This is a genomic window from Brevibacterium antiquum, from assembly GCF_016107655.1.
Lineage (GTDB): Bacteria > Actinomycetota > Actinomycetes > Actinomycetales > Brevibacteriaceae > Brevibacterium > Brevibacterium antiquum.
The window spans coordinates 616810-629436 of the sequence record NZ_JABASX010000001.1 but is presented as its reverse complement, the minus strand read 5'-3'; the positions used below and the strand labels follow the sequence as shown (position 1 = coordinate 629436).

Genomic DNA, 12627 nt, shown 5'->3' with positions numbered 1-12627 from the left:
CCCTCTTCTGTCCAGAGTCAGCGCAGGAGCATCGACTTCGGGTGCACCGTCAACGTCATCACCGCACCGACGATCGAGACCAGTGATGCGGCTGCGAAGAGAAGCCAGAATCCGCCGACGAGAGCGACGAGTCCTGCTCCCAGCAAGGGCCCCGCGAGCTGTCCCAATGCGGCGGAATTGTTGACCATACTCAGGTCTCGTGCATGGTCATCGGGATCGAGCAGCAGGTCTGTGGCGAAGGCCAGGGAGACCGCCATGTACGCACCGTAGCCGGTGCCCATGATGGCAGCGGCGATTGCGGTGGTGACGAATTCGGGGCTGATGAGGATGATGACTCCCGAACAGGCCTGCACCAGCGCCGAGGCGATCGTCCAGAAGCGACGGTTGCCCGAGCGATCCGATACGGTTCCCACCACGATCGACGAGATGACGACGAAGACCGTATAGATGACGATCAGGACGAGCAGTTTGTCTTCGGCGCTCTCTGCCGGAACCCCGATTCCGTAGATCAGGAAGAAGAGCAGCAGAGAGGTACCGAAGGCGTTGCCCACGTTGACGACGAACCGTGACACGAGCAGCCACTTGAAATTGTGGTCGAGCAGCGACGAGATTCGAACCCGGGTGATCGGCTCCCGCCCCGCCTGCAGTGTGAGGATTCTCGGGTGGACCGGTGCGGGATCGGGCAGCAGAACAGCGGTGCCCACCCCGACGACCGTGATGATCCCGGCCAGGAGCGCATAGGAGGCGCCGAGGCCGAGTCCCAGGAGCACGACCAGTCCGACTCCGACGACGATGCCGACGGCCTGCGCAGAGCTCGCAGACGCCGACGCCGTCCCCCGCTGCGAGTCGAGCTGATCGGCGATGAGAGCCGTCAGCGCCGCGGAGGCGATGGCCACCGAGACGGAGACGACGATCCAGGCGGCACCGACGAACAGTGGTCCCTGTGCCCAGCCGGTGAGCAGGAGACCGATGGCGGCACCCAGCGATCCGCCGATGGCCCAAGGACGCCTGCGGCCCCATCGTGAACGTGTTCGGTCAGAGAGGCTGCCTGCGATCGGGGCGGCGATGATGCCTGCCAGACCACCTGCGGAGAGGACGACTCCGGACCAGACGACACCGTTGAGCCAGTCACCGCTCTGCGTGTCGAGCTGCAGTGGCAGCAGCAATTGGACCGGAGTCAGCTGGACCGTCCAGATGGCCAGCCACGCCAACGTAAACCACACCATCCACAGGGGCCCGACCCTTTTCCCCGGCCGGGGGCTTGTCCACGGTGAGATCTCGCTCATGCCCGAACCGAAGCGATAAGGTCCCGATACCACTCGTACGAAGACTTCGGTGTTCGCTGACCGGTTTCCATATTCACGTGGACGAGCCCGAAGCGCTGGGTGTATCCGTGCGCCCATTCGAAGTTGTCCAGCAGCGACCACACGGTGTAGCCGTCGACGCGGACACCGGCATCAACCGTCTCGGCGACAGCCACGAGATGATCGTGCAGGTAAGCGATCCGTTCGTCGTCGCGGATCGGTTCCGTGCATATCTCGGGTTCGGGAAAGGACGCACCGTTTTCAGAGATCACGATGGGTGGCAGCCTCACCCCGTAGCGTGTGCCCATATCGATGAGGAAGTCTCGCAGCGTGTCCGGTCGGATCGGCCACAGTGGTCCAAACCCGGTGGTCGCAGCCTGCGGAGTCGGCACCATCTCGAAGGGCAATGGCCCATCGTCGACGCCGCGCACCGTGGTCGGGTTGTAGTAATTGAACCCGTAGACATCGCAAGGTGTTGAGATGAGCTCCATGTCCCCGTCATAGATCGGCATCTGGACCCCCAGTGCGTCGAGGTCCGGATACTCCCCCAGGAGCAGCGGATCGGCGAAGAGGCGATTGTAGATGAGATCGAGGATCGCCGCCGCGGCGTGATCGGCCTCCGCATCCGTCTCGGGAAGGATGAGGCTGTGGTTGATCGCCGCCCCCACCTGCTGGGCACCATGCTCACGCAGTATCGTCGCTGCGGTGCCGTGAGCCAGAAGTTGGTGATGGACGCTCGGCAGTGCGTCGAAGAGCATCGTGCGTCCTGGCGCCAGCTCCCCGAGCGCATAGCCCTGCAGTGAGGTCGAGGCCGGTTCGTTGATCGTGTACCAATGGTGAACTCGATCACCGAGACGGTTCGCTACAGCTTCGACGTATTCACCGAAGCGATGGACTGTGTCCCTGTTCAGCCACCCTCCCGTGGCCTCGAGGCTACTTGGAAGGTCCCAATGGTAGAGGGTGGCTTCGGGTCTCACCCCGGCGGCCAGGAGTTCATCGACGAGGCGTTCGTAATAGTCCAGACCCACGGCGTTGGGCTTTGTCCCCTGCTTCCCGTCGGGGATGATTCGGACCCAGGAGATCGAGAACCGGTATCGGTCGACGCCGAGACCTGCCAGCAACTCGACGTCCTCGGCGCTGCGGTGATAGCTGTCGGGACCCGGATCAGCGGTGCTGGAGTCAAGGACATTGCCGGGATCATCGACGAAGTCGTCCCAGATGGACCGGCCCCGTCCGCCCAGCGTCCGAGCACCCTCGATCTGGAAAGCGGCGGTGGCAGCTGAGAAGCGCAGACCACTCAATGTCTGCAGTGTCTGCGGGGAGAACTCCGATGTCCCTGCCATGCTCAGAATATGTCACGGACCGGGTCTTGCCGCAAGACCGTGGTCAGGGTGAACACTGAGTTCAAGCAGGTCTCAGCGTGAGGCTTCGGCCCGACCACCCGCGATATTCCAGGACATCCACACGAGGGGAACCTGCAGTGGGAGACGAGCCAGGGCGATCGCACGTCCCCGAGGACTGTGCCAGTGCTTCTTCACGGTGTAGATGTTGGCCGGAAAGACCCCGACCATGAGCGCGGCAGAGGCCGTTCCGCCCAGTCGGCGTGTGGCCGGCACAGCCAGCATCGTGGCGCAGCCGAGTTCAGCGACACCACTGGCGTAGGTCCAGAAACGTGGATTGCCCAGACGGGGTGGAACGATCGAATCGAAGGTCTCGGGTCTGAGGAAGTGTGTGATGCCGGCAAGTCCAAGAATGCCGGTCATGGTCAATGTCTGCAGCTTCAACCCGCGACCACCTCTGCGCCTCTAAGAGACCGACCTGTCCCTGTGAAAACCTGTGGAGCTTAGGGGAATCGAACCCCTGACCTTTTCATTGCGAACGAAACGCTCTACCAACTGAGCTAAAGCCCCTTCGGCTCTCACTTTACGCCGAAGCCCCCATGGTGCACAAAACGGCGAAGCTGAGCCCCTCACCCCAGTTGACTCTCTGTGACCGGCGGTACAGGGTGGAAGAAATCCCCTCTCGGAAGGACAGGCAATGGCTCAGGAATTCGGAACTGTCATCATCGGCGCCGGAATCGGCGGCGGAACAGCGGTCGAGGCACTCCGCGACGGCGGCTACACCGCGTCGATCGCTCTCATCGGCTCCGATCCGGCCGCACCCTATTACCGTCCGGATCTGTCCAAGAAGGTCATGCTCGAAGGATCAGACCCCGCCGAGTCGGCACTGCGCGGTGCTGACTGGTATCCCGCCCACGATGTGACGACGTTCTTCGGCACCACTGTTACTGAACTGGATGCGCAGAAGCAGCGCATCACCCTCGACAATGGCGAGAGCCTCGTCTACGGCCAGGTCATCCTGGCCACAGGCTCCACTCCGCGCTCCTTGGACGTCCCCGGCGCCGATCTGGGCAACATCCTCACCCTTCGCGATGCCGGTGACGCTGTGGCTATCCGTTCGCAGTTCGCTCAGGACAATAAGGTCGTCATCATCGGCGGTGGCTGGGTCGGCCTCGAGGTCGCCGCGGCAGCGCAGAACGCCGGATGCGATGTCACCGTCGTCCTGCGCTCGACTCCCCCTTTGAAGTCGGCCCTCGGCACGGAGATCGGTGAGTACTTCGAAGAGCTCCACCGGTCCAACGGCATCGAGTTCGTCACCGAGGCTGACACCACCGGCTTCTCGGGAACGAAGGCCGTGGAGTCCGTCCGGACCAGTGCCGGTGACCTTCCTGCCGACCTGGTCGTCGTGGGAATCGGTGCTGACCCGACCATCGAGCTGGCCGCTGCTGCGGGCCTGGAGACCGATGACGGCGTGATCGTCGATGAGCATATGCGCTCAAGCGATGCCAATATCCTCGCCATCGGCGACATCGCTGCAGCCCAGAACACACTGCTGAACCAGCGACTGCGCGTCGAACACTGGGACAACGCGGTGCGCCAGGCCGACGTCGCAGCGGCCACCATCACCGGCGGGGACAAGGTCTACGACTGGGAACCGTACTTCTACACGGACCAGTACGATCTCGGCATGGAATACGTCGGGCATGGCAGCAGTGACGACGATGTCGTCATTCGCGGCGACAAGTCGAGCGGTAAGTTCATCGTGTTCTGGACTCGCGGTGGTACCGTCACAGCGGCCATGAACGTCAACATCTGGGACGTCGGTGACGAACTTCGGGCACTCATCGGCACGAGCGTATCTGCCGCGCGACTGCAGGACGAGTCGATCGAGCTCGGCGAACTCTGAGTTCGGATTCGTCCTGCCATGGAGTCGCTCTTCGCCGACGAGGCCTTCGACCGCTGCCCCCGCGTCATCGCACCGGGGGCGGTCTGGCTCCCCGGATTCCTCGACGAGGCGGCTCAAACCTGGATCATCAGACAGTACGCAAAGTGGCAGTCCGGTCCGGTGCCAGCTCATGCGACTACGATCGCCGGGCATCCGATGAGTGTGAGAACCATTGGCCTGGGGTGGCATTGGCAGCCGGGCCGCTATGATCGCCACGCCCGAGATGTCAACGGTCAGCGGGTGCTCTCGTTCCCAGACTGGATGACTCGTCTGGGCCGCCAGGTCGTCTCCAGCGCCGCCGAGGTGGTTGCTGAGGATCCCGACTCCCCCGCTGACTTCAGGAGCCTCTGGGGTCTTGTGCCCGAAGCGTACTGTCCGGACGTGGCTTTAGTGAACTACTACGACGCTCGGGCGAAGATGGGAATGCACCAAGACAAGGACGAATCCGATCCTGCACCAGTCGTGTCACTCTCACTTGGTGACACATGTGTCTTCCGGTTCGGCAACACCGTCAGCCGAAACAAGCCCTATGAGGACATTCGGCTGGCCTCCGGCGATGCCTTCATCTTCGGCGGGCCCGCCCGCTTCGCGTATCACGGGGTGACCTCCATCCGGCAGGCCACCGCGCCTGAATACGGTCGTCTGGACCACCTCGGCGGGGGCAGAATCAACATCACGATGCGCACCACAGGCAGGGAATAGACTGCCGGGGTCCCGATCTCAGCAGCAAGGGCCCTGCAAGCAGGGCCCAACCGTTCAGGCCCCGGCCCTCGGCTGATCAGGAGAATCCGGGTCCTCGTCGACGACTCCCGCAGGTGGGCGGGCCAGTCGGTTCGGTGCGGTCTTGCGGTAGACGGGCTGTCCGGACAGCACGCTGGCACGCGAGAGCGTGTTGCTGGCCACCGAGGACACGATGATCAGGCACAGCACAGCTGCGACAGCCATGAGCAGTGAGCCCCAGCTGAAGCCCTCCGTGTGGATGTCATAGACGTAGACTGCTGCCACGATCAGCGGCATCCCCAAGCCAGTGGCCGGTGAGAACACATTGATCCGGGACAAGGCGTCACGGACCCGGAACATCGCAAGCGCGGAGAACAGCATGAGGAGGGACCCGCTGATCCCGAAGACACCGACGAGGGCGGTTGCCACAGCATCATTCATCAGCGCAGCCCCCTGGTGAGGATCCGTGACAGCGCCATGGTGGCGAGGATGCCGACCATGGATGCGAGGAAGATCGCGTCGAGGACGATCGACGAGGAGACGAGGATGCCGAACATCGTGAGCATGCCGATGGCGGAGAAGTACATGAGATCGCTGACGATCGCCCGCGACCCCAGGTCCTTGGCGGTCAGTACCCTCACCAGGCCGACGATGACGGCCGCGGCGAGGATGACGATGCAGATGCTGACGACGATGGTCATGGGCGTCCTTCCTCCTGTTCAACCTCGGTGACGGTGCTTGCGGCAGTGGTTGGAGCCCGGCCCCGCGTCATCGCCAGCAGCCGTGACTCCATGTCGTAGAGGCCCTCCAGCGCGGATTCCTCAGAATCCTCGAACAGGGCGTGGACGAAGAGCACCGGCGGCTGTGTGGAGGTGCCCGCGGCAATGGCCGTGACCAGTGTGCCGGGTGTGATCGTGATCGAGGAGGCGAACAGGGTGACCTCGAGATCGGTGACGCACCGCAGCGGGACCTCAACGATCATCGGGTGCGCGTACGATCTGCCCGGCAGGAACTGCCGGACCACGATGGTCAGCGACCCGGTCACGATTGCCCAGCCGATATAGAACACGTACGAGAGGCCGTGGATGAGACGCATCATGGGGCCGTCACCGCCTCGATATAGGCGCTGTGGTCAAGCAGCCCGGCCGCGGCGCGAGCGGTGATCTCGAGCAGCGGTTCGGGGTAGGCGAAGATGGCCACGGAGATCGCGATCATAATCGTTCCCGGCACCAGCAGGCGCGCAGGGATCCGGACGCTTCTCACGATGGGTACGGCCGGAGCGCGCCCGGTCTCTGCCGAATCGGGACGGTAGGTCTGCATCGGCGGACCCCAGAAGGTGTTGCGCCACGTCCGCTGGAGTGCGAGCAGGCTGATCAGAGCGCCGAGGACGATCGCCGCGACCAGCCACCAGCCCAGGGCGTCCGAGCTGGCGGTTGCGGCCTTGATGAGACCGACTTTGCCCCACAGACCCGAGGTCGGGGGGAGGCCGATGAGTGAGAAGAGACCGAGGATCATCAGGACTGTCGCCCACCGCTCGCGACCAGCCAACCCGGACAGCTTCTTGAACGACCCAGTGCCGTAGGTCTGTTCGACTGCGCCCATGATGAGCAGGAGGCCCGACATCGTGATCATGTGGTGGACCATGTAGAAGGCGCCGGCACCCAGCGCAGTCGAGGTCAGCAGGACCACACCGACGAGGATGTGACCGACTCCCGCCGTCATCTGGAAGGCGAGGACATTGCGAACCCTGTTCTGCCCGAATGCGGACAGGGAGCCGATCATGATGCTGATGACGGCGATGGTGACGATGACATTGGCCCAAGCGGCAGGTTCGCCGTAGACCGAAGTGTAGATCCGATAGATCGCATAGAGGGCCACTTTCGAGTGCAGCCCCGAGAACAGCGACATCATCCCCGCCGAGGTGTTCGGATAGCTGCGAACCAGCCAGCCGTGGAACGGTGCACCGCCGGCCTTGATGATCAGCGCAAAGAGGACGACGCCGATTGCCAGTGCCGCCTGCCCGGTCGGTGCCCCCAGCTGTGCGAGGATCGCGATGTTGACGGTGCCGGTGGCACCGTAGACGAAGCCGACCCCGATGAGCAGAATCGTCGAGGTGAGCAGGTTGACCATGACGTACATGCGACCCACGCCGAGGCGGCGCCAGGTTCCGGTCACCGCGATGAGTGCGTAGGCCGGCAGCACCATGACCTCGACGAAGACGAAGAAGTTGAACAGATCGCCGGTCAGCAGTGCTCCGTAGACACCGGTGAGCATCATCAGGATCAGGGCAGGGACGAAACGGTACTGGTCCTCACCGGTCGTGATCAGGAAGACGGAGCTCGCGATCGCTGTGAGCGAGGTCAGCACCAGCATCAGAGCGGTGAAGGTATCGGAGACGAACGGGATCGCCAGACCGGGGACGTAGCCGCCGACGGAGTGGGCGAGCACCGGCTGCCGTTGGTGGACGAAGAGCAGAACGATGCCGGAGATGCCGACGAAGCTCGGGGTCGCCAACAACAGAATGCGGTCGAAGGTGCGGGAGGTGATGAGCACGCTCAGCGCCGATGACAGGAGCGGCACGCCGATGAGCAGGAGCAGGAATGCTGGGTTCATGATTCTCGTTCCTCCCCTGTCTCAGGGGCCCGCTTCTGATCATCGTCATGGCCGAGCACGGCCAGCGCGAGCATGAAGATCGTCACCGCCAGGGTGATGACGATGGCGGTGAGGACGAAGGCCTGCGGCAGCGGGTCGGCGGCCAGGCTCTGATCACCGCGACCGCTGATGGGCTCGACTCGCCAGGCGCTGACTCCGGCGGAGAGTAGGATGAAGTTCGCAGCATGGGAGATGAGAGTGAGTCCGAAGACGCCTCTGACCATCGATCGCTGCATCATGAGGTACACACCGCCGGCGGTCAGCACTCCGATTGTGAGGGCCAGGATCATTTCACACCCTCCTGCTCATCGGTTCGTGACTGTTCGGCTGCTTCGCCTCTGGACCGTTCGGTGGGTGCGTCGCCGTGGAGGATATGAGTCGACGATGCTCGCACCTTCGCATCCGGGTCGGCGACTCGGGACCGACGGTCGCGGGGCGGGCGTTCCCCTCTGATAGCGTCCATCGGTCCACTCAGCTCCCCGTAGAGCAGTTCGTCGGCGCGTTCACGGGTGCGTTCGACGTCACGGCGGATGATTCCGTTGGTCAGGACATCGTCGCCGGCGGGCGTGGCGGCGGAATCCGAGACTCCGAGGAGATTGAAGGACGCCAGTATGAGGCCGACCACCGCGAGATACACACCCAGGTCGAAGAGCATCGAAGTGGTGAAATGCTGACCCAGGAAATAGCCGTGCAAGGGCTCGAGGAAGGAGCCTGCGAAGATGAGCCCGATGAATCCCGTTCCGACGGCTGTGGCCACTCCCGATCCGATGAGGTACAGGGGCGCCTTGGGCGGACCGATCGCCCGGTCCTTGGCCGTGGACATGTAGAGGAGGCCGATGACCGCAGAGCCGACCAGAGCGGCGATGAAGCCACCACCGGGCTCGTTGTGACCGCGCCAGAAGATCACCAGTGAGCTGATAGCCAGCAGCGGTCCGAGGACCTTGATCGTCAGCTGCGGCGGAATCACGTTGGGCCACGCCTCGTGGACAGCGCGATAGGCGGTCGTGCCCCGGGGTCGGACTGAGATCCACGCCTTCTTCGGCGGTTCGGGGATGTTCTCCGCGGGAGGATCGATGAACTTGTCCTTGACCGTCGACATCACCGCAACGATTGCGATTCCGGCCATACCGAGGACGGTGAGCTCGCCGAGGGTGTCCAAGGCACGGAACTCTACGAGGATCGTGTTGACGATGTTGTGCCCGCCGCTGATGTCGGGGGCGTTCTCGATGTAGTACAGACCGAGATCTGACCGCTCCCGACGTCCGTTGAGAGCCAGTGTCAGCACGGTCGCGGCAAGTCCGACGATGAGGGCGAAGATCACGCGGGTGGCCTGCAGGCGTTTCGGATATCTCCAGAAGGAACGTGGAAGCTTCTGCAACACCAACATGATGACGATGATCGTCATCGCCTCGACCAGCAGCTGAGTCAGAGTGACGTCCGGAGCGCCGAGAGCCAGAATCTGGACAGTAGCGAGAATGCCGACTCCCGACAGAGCAACCACTGTGGTCAGACGAGAGTGGGAGCTGCAGACAACGAGCACGGCCACGGTGATGAGGACGAGGAGGACGATGTCGATGGGTCGCCACAGACCTTCCTGCAGAGGAGGCAGGTCCGAATAGATGAGCGGGACGGCTGAGAAGGCGAGAACGGCGAGACCGCCCAGCGACATGGCCAGGTAGGGGCCGGAGTTCATCGGCTTGGCGAAGATGCTCAGACCGCGGCCGGCTCGACGCAGGACCCACGTCAGACCGCTCATCACGTTGGCTCCGTCGAAGCCGAGGGTTGCTCGGTGGAAGAAGACGAAGACGCGGGAGCGGTTGACGATGATGATCACGCCGATCGCGATGATCAGCAGTGAGGCTATGAGTTCCTTGTTCACCCCGTGCCAGAGCGCAAGGTGCACTGCTTCGCCTGCGTCGGGAATGGCCGCTTGGACTGCCTGATCGAGAGGGTTGTCGAAGACGAACAAGACGAAGCTCAGCGGAATCGAGGCGAGGATCGGCATCGCAGCGGAAACGAGCATGACGGGTGACCCGTGGCCTAGTCTCGCCTTCTCCACCGGTTTGCCATCGATGAATGCCCCCCAGACAGTCTTCGCGCAGTAGGCGAAGGTGAGCACCGAGGCGGCGACGGCCACCAGCAGGGCTGCCCATCCGGTCCAGTCCGAACCGGGAGTGTCAGCGAATGCGGTGAAGAGGGATTCCTTCGAGACGAAGCCGAGCAGAGGTGGGATGCCTGCCATGGAGGCGCAGCCGATGATCATGACGAAGAAGGGCCCCGGAGCCGCTCGCATCAGTTGTGGAATCCGAGTCAGTTCGCGGGTCCCGGCGAGATGGTCAACGACTCCGACCATCATGAAGAGGCCGGATTTGAACAGGGCGTGGGCGATCACGTGCAGGCACGCAGCGGCGATCGCTGCTTCGGAGCCGACGCCGATTACCGCGGTGATGAGACCCAGCTGCGAAACCGTGGAATAGGCCATCAGCTTCTTGACGTCGTACTGGTTGAGAGCGAACCACCCGCCGATGCAGGCGGTGATGAGGCCGGCGACGATGAGGAGCGTGTTCCAGGCAGGGGTGGCGTGAAAGGCAGGTGTGAAGCGGAGGAGCAGGAAGATGCCGGCCTTGACCACGGCGGCCGCGTGCAGATACGCGGAGACCGGTGTGGCTGCGGCCATCGCATCAGGCAGCCAGGAATGGAAGGGGAACTGGGCCGACTTGGTCATCGCCGCGACCGCGATGAGGATCGCGACCAGCGTCGTCACCGGTGCCTGACCCGACCAGACGGGCGAGCTCAGCGCTTCGTGGACGTTCGTGGTTCCGGTGACCGCGATGATGGTTCCGGTGGCCACCAGCAGGGAGAGTCCGCCGATGAAGGTGATGAACATGGTGCGCAGAGAGGGCCCCTGGCCGGGCGAGCCAGACCGGGCGATGAGGAAGAAGGAGGCCAGAGACGTCAGTTCCCAGCACACGAAGAGCACCAAGAGGTCGTTGCTGAGAACCAGCATCACCATCGAGAAGGTGAAGATGACCATCAGCCAGTAGAAGCTCGTGTTTCGTCCCTGGGACAGGTAGCCGGTCGAATAGACGAAGACGATTGCGCCGATGATCAGTGCGATGTAGGTGAAGATGACGCCGATGCCGTCGGCGCGCAGGGCCAGATCGACACCGAAGGAGGGAATCCACTGGTAGGTCACTTCCGGAGTCGCCCCGGCCATCACCTCGGCGGCGGTGGGGGTGAACAGGCCGGCGATGCCGAGATAGGCGGCGGCCAGGAGCCATCCGCTGGCACGCCCGAGCCAGCGAGTGATGATGGGGGTCAGAATGATGAGTGCGGCAAGAGCGAGAACCGTTAGGATCATGTCCGTAGCCTCAGTGCCACGGACGCAGGTGATGGTTCCTTCACTCACTGACCCTTCGTCACGATGAACACAATCTCGGATGAACGCAGACTTACAGGTCAACAGACTATCGACTCGGAGTTCCATGAGCAAAAGCACAAACAGCACACAGACGAACGAAACGATCCGCGTCTACTTCGATGCCCGCTTCACACGAACGACCCACCACGATGGCATCTCCCGCTACGGATCCTGCCTGCTCGCTGCTCTGCTCTCAGCCGTGCGGGGAACCGGCATCGAGGTCACTGCGATCATCAGCGATGAAGCTCAGCTGGATCTCCTCCCCGACTGTGCATGGGTCAGACTCAACTCCCCCACGTCTCCGCAGGAGGTCTTCATTGCGAAGAAGCTCAACGACCTCGGCGCCGATGTGGTCTTCTCCACCATGCAGGTGATGGGATCGACGGGACGCAGCTACGGCCTCATTCTGACCGTCCACGATCTCATCTACTATTCGCATCCGCTGCCCCCTGCAGATCTGCCCGCGGCGCTCCGGCTGCTGTGGCGGGCTTACCACCTCAGCTACGCCCCGCAGCGTCTGCTGCTGGGACGCGCCGATGCGATCGCTGCCGTGAGTCAGACGACGAAGGACCTGATCGCAGAGCACCATCTGTCATCGAAGCCGGTGACCGTTGTGTCCAATGCCGCCGAGGCTGCTGTTTCCGGAATTCGCTCGGTCAACAGGAATGATGCGCGTTCGCTGGTCTATATGGGCGCGTTCCTGCCCTATAAGAACGTCGAGACCCTCATTCGATCGCTGGGGCATCTGCCGGGATGGACGCTGCACATCGCCAGTCGGATCGACGGCAGACGTGAGGCCGTGTTGCGTGCACTGATCCCCAACCGGGCGAAGGTGATCTTCCACCGGGGGGTCAGCGATGCGGAGTATGCAGATCTGCTCGATGGCGCAACCGCACTGGTCACAGCCTCTCAGGAGGAGGGATTCGGGCTTCCTGTCATCGAGGCGATGGCCCAGGGTGTACCGGTGGCGGTCTCGGACATTCCGATCTTCCATGAGATCGCCGGCGAGGCTGCTGTCTACTTCGACCCCGATGATTCCGGCGACGTGGCCACAACGATCGAACGTCTCACCGATGCCACACTGTGGTCCGAACTCTCAGCGGCCGGGCAGAGGCAGGCCAAACGCTTTGATTGGGACTCATCGGCCCAGGCGCTGGTGGGCATGATTCGTAAGGTTCACGCCTCACGGCAGTGAGTGCACGGGTCGTCAGTGTGCAGTCCAGTGCAGTGCACAGGTCAGGACTG

General features: G+C 63.1%; 12 protein-coding genes and 1 tRNA gene. 3 read left to right on the top strand and 10 right to left on the bottom strand.

Annotated elements, in window-relative coordinates; translation table 11 throughout:
* Nucleotides 1-17: 17 nt before the first annotated feature.
* The 4 genes from JFC13_RS02895 to JFC13_RS02880 all read right to left on the bottom strand — a co-directional run bounded on the left by JFC13_RS02895 (nt 18) and on the right by JFC13_RS02880 (nt 3214).
* Entirely contained in the window at nt 18-1286 is a 1269-nt protein-coding gene (locus JFC13_RS02895; protein ID WP_232488051.1) for an MFS transporter, read from the bottom strand.
* Nucleotides 1283-2647, bottom strand: coding sequence for a GH1 family beta-glucosidase (locus JFC13_RS02890; RefSeq protein ID WP_198395572.1), 1365 nt, complete (start codon nt 2645-2647; stop codon nt 1283-1285). The genes JFC13_RS02895 and JFC13_RS02890 overlap by 4 nt, the downstream gene beginning before the upstream one ends.
* Nucleotides 2648-2719: 72 nt before the next feature.
* Complete coding sequence (locus tag JFC13_RS02885) at nt 2720-3067, bottom strand: DoxX family protein (RefSeq protein ID WP_198395571.1); 348 nt, start codon at nt 3065-3067, stop codon at nt 2720-2722.
* A 74-nt stretch (nt 3068-3141) separates the two neighbouring features.
* Nucleotides 3142-3214, bottom strand: a tRNA-Ala gene (locus tag JFC13_RS02880).
* A 127-nt stretch (nt 3215-3341) separates the two neighbouring features.
* On the opposite strand from JFC13_RS02880, the gene JFC13_RS02875 reads away from it, so the two are divergent.
* Nucleotides 3342-4550 carry an NAD(P)/FAD-dependent oxidoreductase gene (locus JFC13_RS02875; RefSeq protein WP_198395570.1) on the top strand — a complete coding sequence of 403 codons (1209 nt, stop codon included), beginning with the start codon at nt 3342-3344 and terminating at the stop codon, nt 4548-4550.
* An 18-nt stretch (nt 4551-4568) separates the two neighbouring features.
* Nucleotides 4569-5291, top strand: coding sequence for an alpha-ketoglutarate-dependent dioxygenase AlkB (locus tag JFC13_RS02870; protein ID WP_198395569.1), 723 nt, complete (start codon nt 4569-4571; stop codon nt 5289-5291).
* Nucleotides 5292-5345: 54 nt separating this feature from the next.
* On the opposite strand, the gene JFC13_RS02865 is transcribed toward JFC13_RS02870, so the two are convergent.
* From JFC13_RS02865 to JFC13_RS02840, 6 genes are read right to left on the bottom strand one after another with little or no spacing between them, the layout of a single operon-like run.
* Nucleotides 5346-5750, bottom strand: coding sequence for a cation:proton antiporter (locus JFC13_RS02865; protein ID WP_198395568.1), 405 nt, complete (start codon nt 5748-5750; stop codon nt 5346-5348).
* The gene (locus JFC13_RS02860) at nt 5750-6010 is read right to left on the bottom strand and encodes a monovalent cation/H+ antiporter complex subunit F (protein WP_198395567.1); all 261 of its coding nucleotides are present in this window, start codon (nt 6008-6010) and stop codon (nt 5750-5752) included. Before JFC13_RS02860 ends, JFC13_RS02865 begins: the two co-directional genes overlap by 1 nt.
* On the bottom strand, nt 6007-6408 hold the full coding sequence (locus tag JFC13_RS02855; protein ID WP_232488050.1) for a Na+/H+ antiporter subunit E: 402 nt from the start codon (nt 6406-6408) through the stop codon (nt 6007-6009). The genes JFC13_RS02860 and JFC13_RS02855 overlap by 4 nt, the downstream gene beginning before the upstream one ends.
* Nucleotides 6405-7922 carry a monovalent cation/H+ antiporter subunit D family protein gene (locus JFC13_RS02850; protein WP_198395566.1) on the bottom strand — a complete coding sequence of 506 codons (1518 nt, stop codon included), beginning with the start codon at nt 7920-7922 and terminating at the stop codon, nt 6405-6407. Before JFC13_RS02850 ends, JFC13_RS02855 begins: the two co-directional genes overlap by 4 nt.
* Complete coding sequence (locus tag JFC13_RS02845) at nt 7919-8251, bottom strand: sodium:proton antiporter (protein ID WP_198395565.1); 333 nt, start codon at nt 8249-8251, stop codon at nt 7919-7921. Before JFC13_RS02845 ends, JFC13_RS02850 begins: the two co-directional genes overlap by 4 nt.
* Complete coding sequence (locus JFC13_RS02840) at nt 8248-11322, bottom strand: DUF4040 family protein (protein WP_198395564.1); 3075 nt, start codon at nt 11320-11322, stop codon at nt 8248-8250. Before JFC13_RS02840 ends, JFC13_RS02845 begins: the two co-directional genes overlap by 4 nt.
* Nucleotides 11323-11446: 124 nt before the next feature.
* On the opposite strand from JFC13_RS02840, the gene JFC13_RS02835 reads away from it, so the two are divergent.
* Nucleotides 11447-12577, top strand: coding sequence for a glycosyltransferase family 4 protein (locus tag JFC13_RS02835; protein WP_198395563.1), 1131 nt, complete (start codon nt 11447-11449; stop codon nt 12575-12577).
* Nucleotides 12578-12627 lie beyond the last annotated feature (50 nt).